At 51.6% G+C, this 20,425-nt stretch carries 16 protein-coding genes and 3 tRNA genes; 6 read left to right on the top strand and 13 right to left on the bottom strand.

Annotation, left to right across the window (positions count from 1 at the left end; translation table 11 throughout):
• The first annotated feature begins 87 nt into the window (after window positions 1-87).
• The 3 genes from THS27_RS17795 (at window position 88) to THS27_RS17785 (ending at window position 2,107) form a co-directional block, all read left to right on the top strand.
• Complete coding sequence (locus tag THS27_RS17795) at window positions 88-882, top strand: motility protein A (protein WP_085593295.1); 795 nt, start codon at window positions 88-90, stop codon at window positions 880-882.
• 36 nt (window positions 883-918) lie between these two features.
• A complete protein-coding gene (locus tag THS27_RS17790; RefSeq protein ID WP_085593293.1) occupies window positions 919-1,614 on the top strand; it encodes a flagellar motor protein MotB in 696 nt (231 codons plus the stop codon).
• Window positions 1,615-1,735: 121 nt separating this feature from the next.
• Entirely contained in the window at window positions 1,736-2,107 is a 372-nt protein-coding gene (locus THS27_RS17785) for a VOC family protein (RefSeq protein WP_085593291.1), read from the top strand.
• Between the two features lie 185 nt (window positions 2,108-2,292).
• On the opposite strand, the gene THS27_RS17780 is transcribed toward THS27_RS17785, so the two are convergent.
• The 3 genes from THS27_RS17780 to THS27_RS17770 all read right to left on the bottom strand — a co-directional run bounded on the left by THS27_RS17780 (window position 2,293) and on the right by THS27_RS17770 (window position 5,450).
• Window positions 2,293-3,123: an MBL fold metallo-hydrolase gene (locus tag THS27_RS17780; RefSeq protein WP_085593289.1), complete on the bottom strand. Its 831-nt coding sequence runs from the start codon at window positions 3,121-3,123 to the stop codon at window positions 2,293-2,295.
• Between the two features lie 101 nt (window positions 3,124-3,224).
• Window positions 3,225-3,971: an S-adenosyl-l-methionine hydroxide adenosyltransferase family protein gene (locus THS27_RS17775; RefSeq protein ID WP_085593287.1), complete on the bottom strand. Its 747-nt coding sequence runs from the start codon at window positions 3,969-3,971 to the stop codon at window positions 3,225-3,227.
• A gap of 123 nt (window positions 3,972-4,094) precedes the next feature.
• The gene (locus tag THS27_RS17770) at window positions 4,095-5,450 is read right to left on the bottom strand and encodes a tetratricopeptide repeat protein (protein ID WP_085593285.1); all 1,356 of its coding nucleotides are present in this window, start codon (window positions 5,448-5,450) and stop codon (window positions 4,095-4,097) included.
• A 292-nt stretch (window positions 5,451-5,742) separates the two neighbouring features.
• Between THS27_RS17770 and THS27_RS17765 the strand changes: the two genes are divergently transcribed.
• Window positions 5,743-7,014, top strand: a complete 1,272-nt coding sequence (locus tag THS27_RS17765; protein ID WP_085593369.1) for an EAL domain-containing protein — start codon at window positions 5,743-5,745, stop codon at window positions 7,012-7,014.
• 103 nt (window positions 7,015-7,117) lie between these two features.
• Window positions 7,118-8,728, top strand: coding sequence for a DNA polymerase IV (locus THS27_RS17760; protein ID WP_139835637.1), 1,611 nt, complete (start codon window positions 7,118-7,120; stop codon window positions 8,726-8,728).
• Window positions 8,729-9,309: 581 nt separating this feature from the next.
• On the opposite strand, the gene THS27_RS17750 is transcribed toward THS27_RS17760, so the two are convergent.
• The 6 genes from THS27_RS17750 to THS27_RS17725 all read right to left on the bottom strand — a co-directional run bounded on the left by THS27_RS17750 (window position 9,310) and on the right by THS27_RS17725 (window position 12,682).
• Window positions 9,310-9,385 (bottom strand) — tRNA-Glu (locus tag THS27_RS17750).
• A 36-nt stretch (window positions 9,386-9,421) separates the two neighbouring features.
• Window positions 9,422-9,497, bottom strand: a tRNA-Glu gene (locus THS27_RS17745).
• Between the two features lie 35 nt (window positions 9,498-9,532).
• Window positions 9,533-9,608, bottom strand: a tRNA-Glu gene (locus THS27_RS17740).
• A 96-nt stretch (window positions 9,609-9,704) separates the two neighbouring features.
• Window positions 9,705-10,967, bottom strand: coding sequence for an MFS transporter (locus THS27_RS17735; RefSeq protein ID WP_246833009.1), 1,263 nt, complete (start codon window positions 10,965-10,967; stop codon window positions 9,705-9,707).
• Window positions 10,968-11,009: 42 nt separating this feature from the next.
• Window positions 11,010-11,702, bottom strand: a complete 693-nt coding sequence (locus THS27_RS17730) for a glutathione S-transferase family protein (protein WP_085593279.1) — start codon at window positions 11,700-11,702, stop codon at window positions 11,010-11,012.
• Window positions 11,703-11,872: 170 nt separating this feature from the next.
• Window positions 11,873-12,682, bottom strand: a complete 810-nt coding sequence (locus THS27_RS17725; RefSeq protein ID WP_168184933.1) for an ABC transporter substrate-binding protein — start codon at window positions 12,680-12,682, stop codon at window positions 11,873-11,875.
• A gap of 592 nt (window positions 12,683-13,274) precedes the next feature.
• Here THS27_RS17725 and THS27_RS17720 point away from each other — a divergent pair.
• Window positions 13,275-14,003 carry a hypothetical protein gene (locus tag THS27_RS17720; RefSeq protein WP_085593275.1) on the top strand — a complete coding sequence of 243 codons (729 nt, stop codon included), beginning with the start codon at window positions 13,275-13,277 and terminating at the stop codon, window positions 14,001-14,003.
• Window positions 14,004-14,168: 165 nt separating this feature from the next.
• On the opposite strand, the gene recJ is transcribed toward THS27_RS17720, so the two are convergent.
• The 4 genes from recJ to THS27_RS17690 all read right to left on the bottom strand — a co-directional run bounded on the left by recJ (window position 14,169) and on the right by THS27_RS17690 (window position 20,129).
• Window positions 14,169-15,968 carry a single-stranded-DNA-specific exonuclease RecJ gene (recJ, locus tag THS27_RS17715; protein WP_085593273.1) on the bottom strand — a complete coding sequence of 600 codons (1,800 nt, stop codon included), beginning with the start codon at window positions 15,966-15,968 and terminating at the stop codon, window positions 14,169-14,171.
• A 1,111-nt stretch (window positions 15,969-17,079) separates the two neighbouring features.
• Complete coding sequence (locus THS27_RS17700; RefSeq protein ID WP_085593267.1) at window positions 17,080-18,132, bottom strand: NAD(P)-dependent alcohol dehydrogenase; 1,053 nt, start codon at window positions 18,130-18,132, stop codon at window positions 17,080-17,082.
• A 50-nt stretch (window positions 18,133-18,182) separates the two neighbouring features.
• Window positions 18,183-18,746 (bottom strand): TetR/AcrR family transcriptional regulator, encoded by a 564-nt coding sequence (locus tag THS27_RS17695; RefSeq protein ID WP_085593265.1) that lies wholly within the window; start codon window positions 18,744-18,746, stop codon window positions 18,183-18,185.
• A gap of 90 nt (window positions 18,747-18,836) precedes the next feature.
• Complete coding sequence (locus tag THS27_RS17690; protein WP_085593263.1) at window positions 18,837-20,129, bottom strand: Hsp70 family protein; 1,293 nt, start codon at window positions 20,127-20,129, stop codon at window positions 18,837-18,839.
• Between the last annotated feature and the right edge of the window lie 296 nt (window positions 20,130-20,425).

Here is a 20,425-nt window from a genome sequence, read left to right as displayed (position 1 = left end):
GATTACAGAAGTGCAACTGCCATTGGCAGATCTGCGAAGTGGGGGCGGAAGTCAGGAAGATTTCTGTTTGAAGGAACGTGAAAAGCGATGTCGCTGACAACGATTTTGGGGATTCTGGCCGGTATAGGCCTGTTTGTTGCGTCGATTTATATCTCGACTGACAACTATGTCGTCTTTCTTAGCCTATCGAGCGTGCTGATGGTGCTCGGCGGGACATTTGCGGCGACTTTTATTGCCTATGAGACAAGGTATGTCTGGCTGGCTGTAAAACTGATTTTTAAAATTTTCCGCGCCCAGCGTATGGGCCGCGGGCAATTAACCGGTGAAGTTGGCCGCGTGGTCAAATGGGGTTACCTGATGCAGAAAAAGGGCATTAATGCCCTTGAACAGGAAATATCCAGGCTGGGCAAGGAAGAACCGTTTTTAGGCTGGGCAATGGAAATTGTCATTACCGGCTATAACGGTGATGACGTTGCCGACATGCTTTATAACGCCATCGACAGTTCCTATAACCGCAATCTGGTTCCGGTTGATATTTTACGCAGTATGGCAGGTGCCGCACCGGCATTTGGCATGATCGGAACGCTGGTTGGCCTTGTGATCATGCTTGATAAAATGGGCGATGACCCAACGTCACTGGGCGCAGGCCTTGCCATTGCATTGATCACGACGCTTTATGGCATTGTGGCGGCACGGTTCTTTTTCATTCCTGCCGCCAGCAAAATCCAGCAGCGCGAAGACATTATGAAATTTCGCAATTCGCTGATTGCCGAAGGCCTGATCATGCTGGCAGACCGCAAGGGGCCGCGCGCAATTCAGGACCGGATGAATTCGTTCCTGGACCCGGCCATCCATTTTAATATGGACAAGGCCCCGCAATAAACCGGTTTGGTTCTTTCTTGAATACAGGACATGCTTATGGCCCGGCGTCGCAGATCACCGCTCGACACTAAACGCCCCGCAGAAATCAACGAGGACTGGCTGGCAACCTATGCCGATGCCATCACCCTGCTGATGGCGTTTTTTGTCATGCTGGTCAGTTTTTCCAAAATTGAATTGCCGGTATTTGAAAAAATTCAGGCGGGGATCGCCCAGAATATTGGCAAACGCAGTGTCGTACGCCCCACCGAAATTCTTGAAACCGACCTGAAAGACGTTGTTTTCAATCTGGCACTCGACAAATCGGTCAAGGTGAAAACCGACGATGAAGGCATCGTGATGGAACTTGCCAGCGGGTCGTTTTTTCAATCGGGATCAGCCGATTTAACCCGCGATGCCGTTTTGTTTTTAAAGGATGTCGGCGACCTTTTAAAACAGCCCCGCTATATGGGCTTTCAGATCGAAGTCAAAGGGCACACCGACGATTCCCCGATTAACACCCCGCGCTTCCCATCGAACTGGGAACTCGCGGCGGGCCGGGCGATTGCGGTGGTCCGTTTTTTTGGCGCGGTGGGCGTTGATCCGCAATCAGACCGGATGCGTGCCATTTCCTATGGCGATACCATGCCCAAACTGCCCAATGAAGATGACCAGGGCAACCCGATACCGGAAAATCGTGAAGCCAACCGACGGATCGAAGTCCGTGTTTTCCCGAAATATTCACGCGGACTATAAGTCAGGTTAAATTACCGAACGCCAACACCGGCAGCGGCATGTTTTGTTTGCCGCTGTTTCAGGCCTTGCATAACTGTCGCAAGCAAAACAACGCTGCATTCCCATCACATGGAGCCGCACCATGGCCCTTGGAAAAGTACTGATTTACGCCAAAAACATGGATGAAACTGCGCTTTTTTATCAAACGCATTTTGGCTTTAAGGCCGTGCAACTGGCAAATGACAGGATTATTGAACTGGTTGCCAGTGACGGGGGCGCAAATATCATGCTTCATCCTGCAGCCAAGGGACAAAAGCAGGGTCAAACAGGCGTGAAACTGATTTTCGACATTAAAGATGTTGAAGGTTTTTGTGCCCAGTCGGCAAAAAACGGATTGGATTTTGGCCCGATCCATCGGGCAGACGGCTATGTTTTTGCCAATGCCAAAGACCCCTGCCAAAACGCCATTTCGGTTTCAAGCCGGGCCTTTCGCAAAAATAACGATACTGCATAACCACAGCCGAAACGGACAAAGACGCAATCTTCGCTCGAAAAAAGGACATATTGCCGGGCTTTATAACAGCACGTCATCGTGAAATGTCAACGCACACCCATGCCGTGCGAAGCAAAGACTACGTTCGCACCCCTAGGCCAACGGACGTAATTGGTTCAGATCAGCAGGGCTTGGAACCTGGCAGATTATTTTGCCGGAACCTCAACAACCATTTCATCCCGGGCTGCAAAGACAGGAGGCCATTCACCTTGCGCCTGTTTTTCAATGGCAGCCATCATTGTATCATCGTGGTCTGGGTCATGGTGAAACAAAGCAAGCCGGGCAACCCCCGCCGCACGGCACAGGCGGATCCCCTCGCGCCAGGTTGAATGCCCCCAACCGATCCGTTTTTCAAATTCGGCGTCGGTATAAGTTGAATCATAAATCACCAGATCAGCGTCCCGAATAAATTCAAGCACTGTGTGGTCAATCTGCCCAATCTGATGTTCGGTATCGGTCACATAGCACACCGATACCCCGTCATATTCCACCCGATAGGCTGTCGCCCCGTTTGGATGGCGCAGGGGTGCTGTGCGTACGGCAATATCATCTGTTGGATGCAGCGTCGTACCGGTTGCAAAATCGCAAAAAGACAACCCTGATCGCATAGCCGATAACGGTACAGGAAAAGTGGGGTTCGCCATTTGCGATGAAAATACTTTTTCGACCCCGCCCTGCCCGGTCAGATGACCGGCAAAAATTTCAAAACTATTGCCCGGGTCATAGGCGGGAACAAAAAACGGAAACCCGTTGATATGGTCCCAATGGGTATGCGTGAGAAAAATAGACGCATTCGATACCCCCCGGCGTACCAGATCGCGCCCAAGATTGCGAATGCCTGTTCCCGCATCAAAAATCAGAACCTTGCCACCGACCCGCATTTCAACACAACTGGTGTTGCCGCCATAAACAACATGTTCTGGCGACGGGCAGGCGATGCTGCCACGCACGCCCCAGAATTTGACCGTTATGGCCATATTGCGCGTTTCCCGTTCTTTTTGGCAGTCAGACCATGACTAAACTGCATTTGTAAACCTCGGCCTGGCATGGTGGCCTGTTCCGGGTATCTTTACGTTCTTTATTCTGCACTGGCCCAATCAACAATTGCGCCGGGTTTTATATCTGGTAATGCGCTTGCGCGTCCGCCATTAATTGCAATTTCAACCAGACCAAAAGCATTTTCGTACCAGAAAATGTCGCCCCGGCGAACATCGGAAAATGTCCGGGCCTGTTTAAGCGATAAATCGCCGATTTTTAATGTCGCCCCGGCATGATCCACGGTGGACGCCCGCAGACCCGTCATCGCGTTACCATAACCATCACAATAAATGACCTGCGAAAGATCATCCGGCCAGCGACAGGCATCGGCAAACCGGTCGTCCATGGTAATTTCATGGCGGGCAAATGCCTTGCCCGCCGCAATCATGCCTGCAACCGGCCCGAAAACATCCCGTCCGTGAAAGCTGGCGGACATGCGTTCAGGTTGCCAATCGATTTGCCAAAGCCGCGTCTGACGGGCCCTGCGCAACAAAATTTCAAATAACCCATTATCCGGGCCAACAAACCATACCCCGTCGCATTGGCAAACCAAACCACGCCGGTCACTGCCAACACCGGGGTCGACAACACACAACCCGACATCCCCGGGCATAAATTCACCCTGGCATGCCGCCAGCAAATAGGCTGCTTTTTGCGGGTCGCGATCCGGGGCATCGACCATCAGGTCAACCACCGCATCGCCCTGCCCGGCATAGCGCAACGCCGCGGCGCGCATCGCCCCGCTATAAGGCCCGGTTGTATGAAAATCACTAAACACCAGAATCATGATTTTATCCTGTTATCATCACAGTTTGATCCTGGTTGACACAACCGCATATGACAGACATCACAACAAAGGCAAAGTTTATGGCACGGGAAAATCGACGGGCTGTCAGGCCCGCCGAAAGCATTATTTTACGTCGCAATACTGACCACGACGTTTCAAATCGGCACAAACTTTCGTGGCCCTGGCCGGGTCCATACCATCGGCCAGCAGGCGATAAAATGTACCTTTACCCGGCACCGATACCTTGCGAATTTCATGGTCCAGGCCACCAAGTTCATTGGCAAACCGGCTTCCCAAAATCAGCCAGCCCCGTTCGGCCTGGGTTTGATTACGATAGGATGCCAAATGAATTTCCGCCCCGCCCGATGATTTTACCGGCGCGCTGGCAACCTTGTTAACTGCGCGACTGGGGGCATCGGCACCGGTTGCCACCTGGCGCACCGGCTGGCCTTCCTGCGACACCATGCTGGCATTGGCCGGTTCAATAATCGATGCTTCAATCGCATTGCGTTCTTTTGTGAACTCGGTCGGTGTGATCAGCTTTTCTTTTTGCAAATCTTCAATACGTGAAATTTTGCGCGCCGCATCCATCAAGCCCTGCGGGGCCGGGGCGGGTGTCGCGCGTTCGCGCGGTTCGGCCGGCAAAACCCCGTCAAGAATCGCGGTGCGTTCATTCACATGGTCCTGCACCGTAACAGCGCCCATTTGCAACGACTTATTAAGCTGCTCAAGCCGGTTTTGAATTTCGCGCCCGTCTGGCGGTTCACGGCCAAGATAAGCAGCGGGGGCCGGGGCTGTCATTGGTAATAGCGCGCCCAGATTAGCAGCTCGCCTGGCTGAAAATTCCTCGGGGGTGATGAGCCCGGCTGTTTGCAAATTACGCAAAATTGAAAACCGCTTGGCGACATTTGCATTTGCCATCGCCGCATTTGCCGGCATCGATGGTTCGGCCCCGGCATCGAACGGAGCTTCCATCATCGGCATTCCATTAACCGGCGACGCCGCCACACTGTTGGCATCTGCGCTGACGCCAACCACACCTGGCAAGCCCTGTTCAAGCCGGTTCAGGTTATATTGGGCCGCGTCACGCAGCGGATGCAACTGTGTGTTATTTGGCCCGGCCATCACAATGGTGCCGGGCGGATTGGATGCAATAACAGCGCTGTAATCCTGGCGGGCCTTATCGGGGCGGCCGGTATTCTGATAAACGATTCCGCGCCATAACAGCGCATATCCGTTTAACGGGTTGCGCGTAATAGCCGCATCAAGAAACTTTTCTGCCGCCGGATAATTCCCTGACACCATTTCGGACAAACCAAGGGCTGTATCGTCCTTGCCGGCAAATGATGTCGCCTGATTCCAGAAGTCGCGATCACCGATCGGGGCACATGCCGCCCCAACCGAAACCAGCCCTGCCAATATCAGGGCACGCAGCCCACGACGACCAAAAGTCACGGTTTTATCTGTTACCGCGTTCATTACGCCAACCCCATATACCCAGATGCGAAACAAGGGACCACTTCCCCGTAGCCCTGTCAAGTTTGTGACACCGCGAATATTCATGTCCCATTCACAACAGTTTGGCTGATCGCCTTGCAATAATTCGTTAAAATCTCTTGGTTAATCCGTTGACTATGCGCTATGGCTTGCATTTGCCAGAAAAATGAAAACATACGCAAAAGTACAGATCTTAATCTCCCCTTCAGGGAGGTGTGCTTAAATTCACAAGCAAAGATACTAAAGTGCGTACCGTTTACTCAGGGGAATGTGCTTGATTGAGCCGCAACAATATGGGCAACAGGCATTGCAGGAACACCTGCTGCTTGATTATGTGCAACGCTTGGAAACCCGCAAGTTCGGGCATCGGGCGGTGCATATCCATTTGTCGCGCCTAAAACCGTTCCATCGACGCGATTATCACATCCGGGTTGCAACCAACACCTTTGAAAGTTACGTCAAACTTTTTGTCGGTCGCATTTTTGTGCTGAGCAATAATGACCTTTTGTTCATCTGGAAAGACAAGACCATTAGCGATGTTGAGCCGGGCGTTGAAACGCTAAGGTATCTTTTTCGCGACGACCCGGTGGCCCAGGACGAAAGCGAGGAAACCGGCTTTTGTACCTGGTACAACCTGAATACCGAGTTTCAGGAATTTTTGCTGCTTTGCCGCTATATGAGCGAAAGCGCGCAAAAACAGCAACGCCGGGATATGGCGGGCGAACAGAAATTCCAGTTGCAACCGATCAACGCCGACAATCTGGCACAGCTGGAAGAAACCATTCATACGGCTGATCTGTCTGCGCATATTCGCCAGCAACCGGTTTGTGTGCTGTCAAAAAACAATGGCGGCGAACTTCACCCCGTATTTGACGAATTTTTTGTCTCGATCGCCGAACTACGTGATGCCGTCATGCCCAATATTGATCTGGCATCGAACAAGTGGCTGTTTCAGCACATGACCGAGGTGCTCGACAAACGCATGCTGAATTATTTGTGCAAGCGCACCTTCAAGACCCATGCATCATCCTTTTCAATCAACCTGAACCTTGCCACGTTAACATCGCGCGAGTTTGAACGGTTTGACGAAATCGTCCGCAAAGGGTGGCCCGGCAATGTAATTTTGGAATTCAACCAGGTTGATCTGTTTTCAAACCTGGAAACCTATTTGCGCCTGCGCGACGAATTTCATGAACGGGGTTACCGCATTCTGATCGACAATTTAACGGTTGAATCATTATCGTTTGTAGACCGTACCAGCCTGAAGGCCGATTTTATCAAAATCGCCTGGCGCGAAGAAATGACCGATAACGTCATTCGCAAAAAATACAGCGAAATGGATACGCTGGTTCAACAGTCTGGCCGGGAACGCGTTATTTTATGCCGGTGCGATACGCCAACCGCCATTCGGTTTGGTCAGTCACTGGGCATTACGCTGTTTCAGGGACGCTATGTTGACAATATGATTGCCCGTACCCGCCGGGCGAAAAATGCCAGCAAGGCCGCAAAAGCAGCCAAGGCCCCTGCCCCGAAAAAATCCCCCTGACACCTGCCGCAACGGTATTTTATCCTGACAAAAACTGTCAGGCAGCTTTTGTTCTCGGCCAAATCTTCTTTGCAGATTGCGAACAAAAGAAGTACAAAAAGGTATGGTTTACGCAATTTGCCCCTCCTGCCTGCATAAATGGCGGCCATCGGTTTTGGCTGTATCTGCCATTTTATGCCCGCATTGCGGGGACAAACGCAGCATTGCCCATGCCGAATTACCTGAACTCGGTATCGGGCACCTTGATTGCGATGCTTTTTATGCCTCGATTGAGAAACGCGATCGCCCGGAGCTGGCCGATCAGCCTGTCATTATTGGCGGCGGCAAACGCGGTGTGGTGTCGACCTGCTGCTATATTGCACGTAAATTTGGTATCCGTTCGGCCATGCCTGCCTTCAAGGCACGCGAACTTTGCCCCGATGGCATTTTTTTGCCACCCGACATGGCGAAATACCAGCGTGAAGGCATGCGGATTCGCGACATGATGCGGGCCGCAACCCCGATTATTGAGCCCCTGTCCATCGACGAAGCCTTTATGGATTTATCCGACGCCTATGAACGCACCGGCAAAAGCCCTGCGGAAAATCTCGTGGCACTGCAAAAGCAGATTTTGCAAGAGGTCGGCATTACGGTATCCATCGGGCTATCCTATAACAAGTTTCTGGCAAAGATTGCATCTGACCTGAACAAACCGTTCGGCTTTTCGCTGATTGGCCAGGCGGAGGCCGTTGAATTTCTGTCTGACAAGCCGGTACGGATGATGTGGGGTGTTGGCCCGGCAATGGAGCGCAAACTGCATCAGGACGGCATTAAAACGATCGGGCAGCTACATGAAATCGATATCCACCGCCTTCAGGGGCGATATGGCAGTATCGGCAAGCGATTTTACCATTTTTCACGCGGACAGGATAACCGGCAGGTCGAAACCACGTCAGAACGTAAAAGCCTGTCATCGGAAACGACTTTTGGTGAAGACATTGCCGACAGCACCGCACTGGGCGATATTTTAACCCGGCTAACCGGGCGGGTGGCGCGGGACCTGGAACGCAAACGCATTGCCGGGCATACCGTTGTCCTGAAATTAAAGACAGCAGATTTCAAATCACGAACCCGCAACATGCGCCTTGCCTATCCAACCTTGCGCGAAGATGTCATTTTGCAAAGCGCGATGACCTTGTTACATCGTGAAATTGATGGCACCCGGTTTCGATTGCTGGGCGTGGGCGTGACCGACCTGTTTGATGCAGAAGATGCCGACCCGGATGACCTGTTTGCGATATCACCGGCAACCGCCGCTGCACTGCCCGCCATAACAGACCCAACGGGCACCGCCTTGCCCACTCCGCCTAAAACAGCCCCGTGCACCCTGACGGCAAGCGCAGGCGCAGCCGTCGTTGCATCGCCCGCCATGGACGCGAAAAATGGCAGAGCCGATAACGATAAACACGACAACACGTTGCCTCAGCCACATCCGCATACAGAACACCTGATACCAGCACTCGCGCACAGAGTGCCGGTCGCAGATAACCATGTTGCGATGACTGCGTCTGCGTCCTCGCATCCATCTTCAACATCATCAAACGCCACACAAACCGGCACGCACCCTCAAAACAGTTTGTTACCGCGCCCCACCGCCGAGCAATTGCGTGAAAGCCTGACGCGCCCCTATCGCAAGCACCTGAAACAGCCCCGTCAGCATAAATTCGTTTTTTAAAACGCCCCCTTATCATCGTTGTAGCGACGCGGCTGCACGTGCCCACAGGTGCACAGCCCGCCCCGGCACGCACCGTCAAATGCAGCCCGTGCAGATACCGGGGGCAAAGTATACAAGGCTTGGATAATTTCGGGCAGACTATGAACAATTCCAACCCATACGGCAATTGGGCAACCGGCTTTGTTTTGCCCGGTTAAGGTACCGTTGCCAGAAGCAAGTAACATCGAAAAAATTCGCGCTTTAATAGAAATCAGAACGACACGAACCAAATGTGGACTTTTACCCGCACCCTCCCTTTTGAACAGGTAAGGATAGGGATTTTTCGTTCCTTGACACGCCAGGCCAACCTATGCCGGGCTGCTCTAGCCTTATATCGCTGCGGCGGGCCGTAAAATGAAAATGGCTCAAAATGAAAACAGGGAATATTGATTGCCGACCACGACAAAAAATATCGGGATCATGCCAACAAACCGAATCCTGATGTCAGGGTCGCCGTGCAAAATATTGAAATTATGCTGAAAAATAAAAAATCACCCAACCCGTTCGGGAAAGGTGATTGTGGGCATTTCCCAAAAAGGAAATGGCGTCCCCTAGGGGATTCGAACCCCTGTTGCCGCCGTGAAAGGGCAGTGTCCTAGGCCTCTAGACGAAGGGGACGCAGATCGCAAAGCGATTTTATGTGATGCTTACTGGTGGCGTCCCCTAGGGGATTCGAACCCCTGTTGCCGCCGTGAAAGGGCAGTGTCCTAGGCCTCTAGACGAAGGGGACACGGTCACCAATAAAGCATTTTCTTCGTTAACGGGTGGCGTCCCCTAGGGGATTCGAACCCCTGTTGCCGCCGTGAAAGGGCAGTGTCCTAGGCCTCTAGACGAAGGGGACGCGGTGCGTTAACGAGGCCGGTTTGTAGCGAGTGGACCGGGTAAGGTCAAGCGGGTTTTTTGCCCTTATGACGTTTTTTTTAATCCCTTCGCCATTTCAGCCATTTTTCTGGGCTTTCCGAGGTCGCCCGCCCAGCCAAAATGCCATTCCGGCAACACCAAGCCCGACCCCTAGAAAGCCAAACATCCATTGATAACCGATAATTGCCTGATCAGATGGATATTGGCCGATGATAACCCCTGCGAGCCCTTGCAAAACAAACAGCCCGCCAAAGGTCGCCAGATTAACTGTGGTCAGGGCCCGCCCGATCAGGTGTTGTGGCACTGCCGCACGGCTGGCTGCATAGTTAAGCGTTGCGCAGCTCCCTAAAAAACCATGTGCCATCATCAGAAAGGCCGCCAGCCACACGTGGGCCACACCAAAAGTTGCCTGCAACAGCAACAGAATGGTCGAGATAAAAACCGAAAACAGGATTAAGGGCCGTGCGCGCCCGCCCATCAAACGTGCCACATGCCCATAGCAAGGCGGCCCGGCGATCATGCCAATGGTCATCGCCAGCAAAATATTGCCAACCTGCACCGGAGCCAGATGAAACACATCATGCAAATATGGCCCACCCCACAGGCCCCGCACCGTCAATATTGTCGGATAAGCAAAAAAACCAACCGCAACCAGCAACCACATCTGGCGGTTTTTCCAAACCTCCAGAATACCCTGCAGAACTTCACGCATGGTTTCACCCCGGCGGGGTTGTTTGCGTTGCATGTGCGGGGGTTCATCGCGGACCATAACAAATGTCAGGATCACAGCCAGCACACTTAACCCTGCCAGCCAGTAATATACGCCGCGCCAGCCCTGATATTCGATCAGGGCGGCAAGGGGCGTTGCCGAGGCCAGCACGCCAAGCAAGCTAAGTGCGACGATAATGCCCGAGGTCGCCGCAAATTTTTCCGGCGCAACCCAGCGCGAAGCACAAACCAGCGTCGCCATAAAAGCAGCCGCACAGCCCATGCCGATAATCCCCTGCCCGATCATAAGGCCGGTCACGCTATGCGCCCTGGCAAAGACGATCACACCCATCACGGTAATGATCATCATGACCCCATTGGTCTTGCGCGGGCCGAAACGATCCAGCATGACGCCAACGGGAATTTGCATCAGTGCAAAGGCAAAATGAAAACTGCCTGAAATAAGCCCAAGTTGCTCCGGGGTTACGCCCAGTTCCCCCCGAAGCGAGTCCGCAAGTAGCGCCTGCGCCGAGCGGTAAAACTGGCTAAGCGAAAAAGACAGCAAAAGCGGGACCAGAACCAGGACAAACGCAAGTTTGCTGTGGTTCGGGTGCTCCCGCTTTGTTGTCATATCTGTCTGGTTTTGTTCTGTCATCCTATCGGAATAGGACGATCAGGCCGCGCTCGCAAGCCTGTCTGCTACGTAACCGGGTGTATTGCCGTGATACGTTTTGTTTTGCAGGTAGGTCAGGAACTTTTCACGAAAACCTTCGCGAACCGAATGGATCACACTGTCGCGCGCCACCAGCGCGTTCGCCCAGGCCCGGATTTTGGGATAGGACGGCAGATAATCCTCGCCCAGCACATCTTCGACAATCAGCAACCGGGTAAACAGCGGCGCCCATGCGGTATCAACCAGGGAAAAATGATCACCGTTGAAAAATGTTCCACCAACCTGATCTTCCACCATACGGAACCCCTTGATCAGAGCATCACGATGGGCGTCGTAATCTTCACGGGTTTCGGCCATCATCATGCGAAAGGAATGCATCAGCTGATTGCCGCCAACTTCAACCCAGGCCCGATTTTGCGCCTTTTTAAGTGGATCGGCGGGATGCAGCGAGGGCGGGTTAACTTCGTCAAGGTATTCGTTAATGACGGCACTTTCAAAAAGGACTTCGCCCTTTTCACGCAGGACTGGCACCTTGCCCAATGGCGAAATTTCCAAAAACCAGTCTGGCTTGTTCGCAAGGTCAATATAGGTCAGGTCAAATTCAACGTTCTTTTCCAAAAGAGTAATGACAGAACGCTGAACAAAGGGACACAAATCAAAGCTGACTAATTCCGGTTTTGTGCTATCAGGCATAAAATATTCCCATGCAAATTATAAAAGGCCGAGCAACGGCCAAGGATAACCCGGAAATAGGAAAATATTTTCTGTTTGCTACCCTTTGTTAAAAAAGATGACCCCGCAAAACAAAACAACCCTGCAAAGTTAACAGCATCAACTTTTAGCGCAAAGCGACGGCAGCAACACTAGTTCAAAAGGGAAAAACTGGTTTTGTGCGAAGACGGACGGTCAATATTAACGCCATAGCGCCGTTGAATTTCATCATAGACACCGTTGCGGTGCAATTCGTTAAGAGCCTGTCGCCACGGCACAATAACGGTATCGGGTGTGGACAGGGAAAAAGCCAGATACAGATCATATTCCCCCACCTCAAGTGCAGGTTCGACCAGATCAGTTGAAACACCAAGTTCGCGGCTTTGGCTTGCCATCACCAGATCAGCGGTTTCCCAAAGGGCTATACGCCCGCTTAGTAACATTTGCAGGCCATGATTTGGCGCATAAAGCGGCATCAGGTTGTCAAACCCAAGGGTTCGCAAAGCACGTTCCGATGCGCCGCCCGCCTGCACACCAATGGCAGATACCTTGCGTGCGTCCACAAGCGATCGCACTTTTACCGGGTTATCCGCCACCTGATAAAAGGCCGTCCTGGCATGGGTGATCGGGCCAACCCACTTAAATTCGCGTTCCCGTTCGGGGATACGCACCATGGAAAAAGCAGCGCTATAGGGTTTATTTTCCAAGACCGAAAGAACCCGCTTCCACGGCAACATTTCAAATTCGCCGTTATGCCCTACCAGTTTTGCCATAGCAGCAACGATATCGGCACCAACACCGGCAATCCCGTTTTTAACGCGATAGTTAAACGGCGGCAGGTTTTCAGTATATAAATGGACAGATCTGGCGGCGCCAATATACCCCTGGTCCGGCAATTTTTCAGACAGGGACCCCGCAAATGCCATTCCGGGAATGGCAAGCAGTAACGCCAGTGCTGTCATTATGGGGGCAATCTGCCTGCACCACCCTAACCTATTGTCAGACATCAATTAAATACCGACACGCAGACACATCATTATCCCAAAAATGACACCTGGCTGGTATCTTTTCAGCGCGCCGCTAAATACACGTTTTCAGGAAATTCAACCTGAAAAACACGACAAGCCATAAAAATACCTTGATCGCACAAGGACTTGTTGATTGCCAGCACAGCCAAACATCATTTACTGTAATCGACTTGCGATATTAAAAACAAAAGGACAAATCTTACCAAATTAATTCGCCCTGCAATTGTTCTTAATTTAATTCACGGCCACCAGATAAAGAACAGAATGTCCAAATCCTGTTGTTTGTCAGCAATGCTTTTCGGGCTTGATTTCGGTTGTTCCCACTATACTACCGTTTTACTACCCCCATCGCCCACTATACCGGCCTTTAACTCGAAAAAAAGTCAGCAATAGTTGAGCATGAAAAAGACTTATAACGAAAAAATTCGACATTCAACCAAAAAATTTCGCGGCGCATGTTTTTCGCGCCTTACGAGAACTTTACGCGACTTTTCGACATGCCCCGCAACAAATCGGGACGGTGCAAATGGCAAAAAATAACCACGCCAAAGCGTTGCCAGTCCTTGACCCCGCCCTTGGCGAACGCATTCGGCATGTGGTTGAGATGTTTGACCGCAAAAAAGACGCAGCAGAAGTTGCCGGTGTCATTCCCGAACAACTTAATCGCTGGTGCCATGCGCAATCCGAACCCCGTTTTGTTGGCATTGCCCGGCTTGCCTCGGCGCAATCTGTTCGGCTGGAATGGATTGTAACAGGGCATGGCCCAGTTCATACCGACCCGGTAATGGAAACCACAGGCAGCCCGCAAAATACCCGCGCCCGACGCGGCGCGCATCAGCATGTCGGCAACCTGGATCAAAGCAACGTTCATCACATGGGGGTGTCTGAAATTGTTGGCGCAACCATGGCCAATGGCGACGCCAATAACAGCGCCGAAGAAAAATCGTTGCCATCTGCAAAAGCGACCGCGATCAATAAAGATCAGGCAAACACGGCGAAAAGCCTTTCTCCTAATCGACCCTATGACGACCTCGGCCTGCTTTCTGCGATTGTAACCGGATTTCTGACTGCCGAAGGCATTGATGATGCGCCGCGCATTACCCAGGATATTCTGGCAGCCTACAAGGAAATCACAACCCTGCTAGGGGATGAATTAAGCCAGGCAGATACCGGTATGATGATTGCGCAAATTGTTTCTGCCATTATCCGGCGTCATTCAATTTCCAATCGCAAAACCCCAACCGACACCCCCTGACATCAGCCTCGGGCAGGACAAAACTGCCGCAGTCCGGCACTGCTCATTACTTTGTCCAGCCCACCCGCAAATTTTTATTATTTGTGATGTCGCAAACACCGCTATTCATCGCGCGCAAGAATAAACAGCGGCAAATGCAACCCTGCACCCCAACGGGCAAAACAATTAATCAAGTGCGGCGGGCAAGGCAACATCATCAATCATAAGCTGCACGCCTTCGCGTCCCTGCCAGTTATCACGGCGTAAATGCCCCAATATATGCAAGGGGCGCCCCCCGTGACGCAACAATGTTTGCCCCATATCATTATCCAGACACCGAAAGGCAATGGCTTTAAGGCGCCCCTTGCCATTACTGCCGGTTAAAATACATCGCACATGGTCAGCACCCACGACATCGGCCTTGATCACCCGGCATTCGGTAAAAACAAACCGCGGCTCTGCATTTCCGGCACCAAATGGCCCCATCTTTTCAAGTGCATCGATCAAATCCACCGAGGCCCCCATGGCGTGCAAGGCACCATCGACCGTCATGGTCGGGCGGATGTTGTTTTCAACAATCAGACGGGCAAAACGTTGTTCCAGAAAATCTTCAAATTCCGCATGATGGGCCGGATCAAGAGTAAAACCAGCCGCCATACCATGCCCCCCGCCATTGATCAGCAATCCTGCCTGACGGGCGGCGATAATAGCCGCACCAAGGTCAATGCCCCGCACAGATCGTGCCGATCCCTTGTAAATTCCGTCCACCTGGCCCATCACCAGTGCCGGCACATGGTAACGGTCCTTCAGGCGGCTGGCGACAATACCGATAACACCGGGGTGCCAGTCCTCGCCACCAACCAGCACCATGGCACCGATCCGGTCCTTTTCTTCAACCTTGCGGATCGCCTGATCCAGCACGTAATCCTCGATCGATTTACGTTCGCGGTTATATTCATCCAACCGCACAGCAATCTTTCGGGCAGCTTCGGCGTCATCACCCGACAATAATGTGGTACCCAGCCCGGCTTCGCCCACACGACCGCCTGCATTCACCCGGGGCCCCAAAACAAACCCCAAATGATAGGCACTGAGGACTTCATTAACGCCACCAACGTCAGCGAGGGCCGAAATGCCGCAATTACCACGATGGCGCATGATTTTAAGGCCCTGGGTAACAAAGGCGCGATTAAGGCCACGCAACGGCACCACATCACACACCGTTCCCAGCGCCACCAGGTCCAGCCATGTGCGCAAGTCTGGCGGGTGAACCCCCTTATCTTTAAAATATCCGCTTTCGCGCAAACTGCGACACAGGGCAACCGACACCAAAAAGGCGACCCCGGCGGCGCACAAATCGCCCATGCCACTATCATCATCAAGGCGATTGGGGTTTACAACGGCCAATGCCCGGGGCAGTTCGGGCTCGGCCGCGTGATGGTCAACCACAATTACATCCAGCCCAGCCTCGGCAGCGGTTTCCAGTGGCGCATAGGCAGTCACGCCACAATCCACCGTTAAAACCAGATCTGCACCACGGCGTTTCAGCTCAAGCAATGCAGGTGCATTCGGGCCATAGCCTTCGGTCAGGCGATCAGGGATGTGAACCACCACATCAAGCCCGATGGCACGAAACACACGGACCAGCAAGGCCGTGCTGGTGGCACCATCAACATCATAATCCCCGAACAGGGCAATTTTCTCGCCATTAACCACCGCATCGACAATACGCGACACAGCCTTATCCATATCGCGCAGACTTGATGGATCAGGCATCAGATCACGTAATGTCGGTGTCAGAAATGTTTCCGCATCGTCAAGGCCAATACCGCGTGCGGCCATAACCCTGCCTACAATTTCGGGCACACCGAAACGCTGCGACAGGGTAACGGCCATACGGTCATCGCCCGGGCGTTGGCGCCACCATTTCCCGGTGACCGAATGCTCGATCCCCAAAAAAGTTGTTTCAAGAGATTGCTGTGTCATACCGCCATTGGATAGCGCAAACACGCATATCCTCAAACCCCGAAATCAGCATCACATCGTAAAAACTGCTTGCCAGTACGGGGCATCACGCAATTGGGCAGTATCAGTACAATACCGCCAGCACGAAGACTGGTTCCTTGATCCGGGTGACAAAGGAAATGCCAATGCCTACATCAAATAAGGAAAAACAGCAAAGCCCCGCACAGTACAACAGCCCCGAGAAACAAAAACACAAAGACACCGATACACGACAATGCCCCTTTATGCTCTATCCATGCCTTGGATTATCGCCCCTCAAAGGCCAATTCGCAACCACACCGGATTACCCGTCACACAAACCAGACATCAAGTATTTTCAAACTTTCATCTTACTTATATAAAAGCAGGATAAATATATAAACATTGCTACATTTCAAAAATCCGGAAAATTGCGTGATTTTGCAGAATATTTGAAATATTTATTTGAAAAACACATCAATAAATCCTTATAGAAACATATACTCTCCTGATTAAGCGTATAGCACCAACGATACTTTTGGCTTATATTATTCTGAAATCATCTTTTTTATTGACATTATTTCCAATTTTTGCCGCATCAAACACAGATGTTACTTGAGATCATCTTCATGTTATGAGAAATTCAAACCAATATCAAAAGGTGGTTCAAAACCACCGACGGTAAAATACCGTCAAAATCAACACGGGATCACGAGGCCTGTAAAATGAAGAAGTCCGCACGTCGCGGTCTTACCGCGATTTGTATTCTGGGAGGGATATTCTCCCTGCCCTTTGTTATGTTTTCACCCATGATGTTCGATGCCCCCGGGTCAGAAAACAATATCTATTTACACTTGCTGTTTGGCAGTGTGTTGCTGTTTCCATTGATGTCATTCTGCGGGGCGTTTTTCCCGTGGGCGTTACGACGGTGGGAATGGTCGGCGTGGTTTTTTCTGTTCCCATTTTTCGGCACAGGATTTGTCGTGTTTTCGGCAACTCTTTTGCAAGTCAAATGCAGTGGCAATTTCGCCTGTATAACCTGACACTCAAAGCATCAAAAAAAGGCCCGCCACCATGGACGGGCCTTTCATCTATCTGATCGACAAAAGATAAATTACGCCGCTGCGCGCAATGACTTCATATCGATAACAAAGCGATACTTCACATCGGATTTCTGCATCCGGTCATAGGCCTGATTAATGGTGTCGATGTTAATCATTTCAACATCAGACGTAATGCCATGCTCCGCACAGAAATCGAGCATTTCCTGGGTTTCGGCAATACCACCAATCAACGACCCGGCAATGCGTTTGCGACCCAAGATCAGACCCGCACCATGAAAACCTTCCAAAGGCTCGACGGCACCAACAATAACCATTGTCGCATCCCGTTTAAGCAAACCGATATAGGGATTAAGGTCATGTTTGACGGGAATGGTATTAAGCAAAAAATCAAAGCTGCCAGTATGGGCCGCCATGGCATCGGCATCCTTTGATACCAGCACTTCATGCGCACCAAGGCGTTTGGCATCTTCGCCCTTGGCGGCTGATGTCGTGATCATGACGACATGGGCACCCAGGGCTGCGGCAAATTTAACGCCCATATGCCCCAAACCGCCAAGCCCGACAACACCGACCTTGTCGCCCTTTTTGACCTTCCAGTGACGTAGCGGTGACCAGGTGGTGATACCGGCACATAACAACGGCGCAACAGCCTTGGTATCGAGTTTATTCGATACACGCAGAACGAATTTTTCGTTTACCACCACTTTGCCGGAATAACCGCCAAAGGTGTGCCCGCCCAGTACTTTATCCTCGCCGTTATAGGTACCGACCATGCCGTTTTCGCAATATTGCTCCAGCCCTTCGTCACAAGACGGGCAGGACTGGCAACTATCGACCATGCAGCCAACACCCACCAGGTCGCCGGGTTTAAACCCTTTGACATGGGCACCCACATCGGTCACCCGGCCAATAATTTCATGGCCCGGCACCACCGGATACATCGCCACACCCCAGTCATTCCGGGCCATGTGCAAATCCGAATGGCAAACACCGCAATAATCAATCTCGATAGCAACGTCATGGGCGCCGGTCTGTCGACGTTCAATTGTCAGAGGTTCGATATCCGAGGTTGCCGATTTGGCACCATAAGCTGAAACTTGCATCTTCTCTCTCCGTGTATAGAGTGATCAGTCAGTCAATATATCGATAAAAATTATGCATTTATGCCATTCCAAAAAACATCAAAGCTGCAATGGATATGCTTGCTGGCGTCAACACTGTCGAGTTTGAAACGCTGCAAAAAAGCAACCGCCACAGATAACTGTGCTGTAGATAACTCGCAGATATAGTCCACCGGCAAATCAACCAGCTGGTGCTGCTCAACGCCTTTGCGTAATTTGGCGACTTTAAGTTCAAATATTGCATCGGCACGTTCCAGTGTCGCAGCACTTAAAACCATGGCTGCTTTTAGCAATATTGAAACTTCATGATGCAAGGGATTGGCAAGTGCCCATTGAATATAGCCTCGCCAAATACCAAACATCACTTCTTTTACCGACATATCCTGACCCAGACTGGGCAGCACATTCCGGGCAATATCTTCCTTGATCGACAGATAAACACTGTCGATCAACTGTTGTTTGGTCGGAAAATAATTAAACAGCGTTCCGTTTGACACGCCCGCTTCCGAGGCAATTCGTGCTGTGGAAACCGACACGCCATCCCGGGCAAAAAGATTAATTGCCGTATCAATCAGATGTGTCTGCTTGTCTTTCATATCGGCAATCTATCAAAAAATGACTGATCAGTCAATCACACAGCGAAAACCTTTCTTCGTGCTCGCCCTGCCCGGAACTGACCAGCAATATCAGACAATCTGTTCGTCGGCGGCGATCATGGCCAGGCCGTGGGCAACCGACAAAAACGGCTGGCCGATTTCAACCTTGTCTTTGCCAAAACCGTCTTCAAACAACCGGCGCACAGCAGGCACATAGGATGTGCCGCCAGTCATAAAGACCTTGGAAATATCTCCGGCTTTCAACCCTGCCTGATCCAGGCATTGTTTGGCTGATTTTTCGATGTCGGCAATATCGGGGCTGATCCAGCTTTCAAAATCGGCACGGGACAGTTTTTCATCAATTTCGACACCGCCATGTTTGAACTGCAACAACGCGTGATCACTTGATGACAACTCAGCCTTTACTTTCGATACCGACTGATACAGGAAAAAACCCAGTTCATCTTCGATGATGGTTACCAGATCGGCAATGTCATCGGCACTTTCGGCGGTGCGAATGATCGCCTGAAGATCCGCCATGGTCCGCTGGTTGCGCATCATCGAAAGATAATGCCACCGGGCAAAGGCGGTGTAATATTGACGCGGGACAGGCAGCTTGCCGCCCATTGCCCGATAGCTGGAGCCAAAGCCCAGGCGCGGCCAAACCACATTCTGGATAATACGATAATCAAAACTGTCGCCTGCAATGCCAAGGCCGGTATGCGCCAGCGCCTTAACCCCGGCAATCCCCTTGCCCGGTTCAAACCGGATCACGGAAAAGTCGCTGGTACCGCCGCCAAAGTCGGCAACCAGTACCGTTTCCGGGCGGTCCAGCGTGCGTCCATAATAATAGGATGCCGCGAGCGGCTCATAGACCATGGCTTCGACTTCAAAACCGGCCTGCTCGTATGATGCGCGCAGGCGGGCCTCGGCAAAGGCATTGTCCGGGCGGCTACCGGCAAAGGCCACCGGACGCCCCGAAATTACCCGTCGGCCCAAATGCCCCAACTGATTTTCGGCATGATAATGAATTTGGTTTAGAAATGTCGAAATCAGATCTTCAAGGGAAAATGCCGTGCCGAAAATATCGGTCCCCTCAAAATCCTTGGCCGCCAAATAGGATTTGATCGACTGAATAAGCCGGCAATCCTGACTTTCACGCTGATATTCAGCAATGGCAAACGGGCCCGAACAACTACGCAATTGCGGAACAGACCCCGCAACCTTGATATCCTGCTCCTGCCAAAGATAAAGAATGGTGCGATAGGTATCGAAATGGTTGTTGCCGACTTCAAAGCTGGCAGACTTAACATTTCCTGCTTCATCTGCCACGGCGAGAACAGAATTGGTGGTGCCAAAATCCAGTGCAATAATTTCGGACATACGCGCAACCTTTCCAAACTGCTTGAATTTCTGTCCCGACAAGGGGGCGAAGGATGTACCCCAGCCATCGACGCACCGCAACCAAAAACCGCAGCACCGTCAATTTACGGGGCTGCGGTGAACACAAAACAGCAGAATTAAGGGAAATGATACGCCAACACAGGCAAAGTTACCAAGACAGCGGCAGAAAATTGCGCCCCGGCATTCACGTTTATCACGTTAAAACCATATCGCCCCTGCAGAGAGCGCATCGCACAGACAGGTCCTGGTGAATTTTCACTAGGGTCTGGACTCAA

This window comes from Thalassospira sp. MCCC 1A01428 (genome assembly GCF_002115825.1).
In the GTDB taxonomy this organism is placed as follows: Bacteria; Pseudomonadota; Alphaproteobacteria; order Rhodospirillales; family Thalassospiraceae; genus Thalassospira.
The sequence above is the reverse complement of the archived record's forward strand: the minus strand, read 5'-3'. Positions and strand labels throughout refer to the sequence as shown.

What these genes read in the sequence shown, in the direction of transcription:
- THS27_RS17780 (WP_085593289.1), bottom strand. Translation starts at nt 3,123, where the DNA reads ATGGCCATAACGGTCAAATTCTGGGGCGTGCGTGGCAGCATCGCCTGC.
- THS27_RS17690 (WP_085593263.1), bottom strand. Translation starts at nt 20,129, where the DNA reads ATGTCCGAAATTATTGCACTGGATTTTGGCACCACCAATTCTGTTCTC.
- THS27_RS17770 (WP_085593285.1), bottom strand. Translation starts at nt 5,450, where the DNA reads ATGAACGCGGTAACAGATAAAACCGTGACTTTTGGTCGTCGTGGGCTG.
- THS27_RS17730 (WP_085593279.1), bottom strand. Translation starts at nt 11,702, where the DNA reads ATGCCTGATAGCACAAAACCGGAATTAGTCAGCTTTGATTTGTGTCCC.
- THS27_RS17785 (WP_085593291.1), top strand. Translation starts at nt 1,736, where the DNA reads ATGGCCCTTGGAAAAGTACTGATTTACGCCAAAAACATGGATGAAACT.
- THS27_RS17760 (WP_139835637.1), top strand. Translation starts at nt 7,118, where the DNA reads ATGGTTTACGCAATTTGCCCCTCCTGCCTGCATAAATGGCGGCCATCG.
- THS27_RS17790 (WP_085593293.1), top strand. Translation starts at nt 919, where the DNA reads ATGGCCCGGCGTCGCAGATCACCGCTCGACACTAAACGCCCCGCAGAA.
- THS27_RS17720 (WP_085593275.1), top strand. Translation starts at nt 13,275, where the DNA reads ATGGCAAAAAATAACCACGCCAAAGCGTTGCCAGTCCTTGACCCCGCC.
- THS27_RS17775 (WP_085593287.1), bottom strand. Translation starts at nt 3,971, where the DNA reads ATGATTCTGGTGTTTAGTGATTTTCATACAACCGGGCCTTATAGCGGG.
- THS27_RS17735 (WP_246833009.1), bottom strand. Translation starts at nt 10,967, where the DNA reads ATGACAACAAAGCGGGAGCACCCGAACCACAGCAAACTTGCGTTTGTC.
- THS27_RS17700 (WP_085593267.1), bottom strand. Translation starts at nt 18,132, where the DNA reads ATGCAAGTTTCAGCTTATGGTGCCAAATCGGCAACCTCGGATATCGAA.
- recJ (WP_085593273.1), bottom strand. Translation starts at nt 15,968, where the DNA reads ATGACACAGCAATCTCTTGAAACAACTTTTTTGGGGATCGAGCATTCG.
- THS27_RS17795 (WP_085593295.1), top strand. Translation starts at nt 88, where the DNA reads ATGTCGCTGACAACGATTTTGGGGATTCTGGCCGGTATAGGCCTGTTT.
- THS27_RS17695 (WP_085593265.1), bottom strand. Translation starts at nt 18,746, where the DNA reads ATGAAAGACAAGCAGACACATCTGATTGATACGGCAATTAATCTTTTT.
- THS27_RS17725 (WP_168184933.1), bottom strand. Translation starts at nt 12,682, where the DNA reads ATGACAGCACTGGCGTTACTGCTTGCCATTCCCGGAATGGCATTTGCG.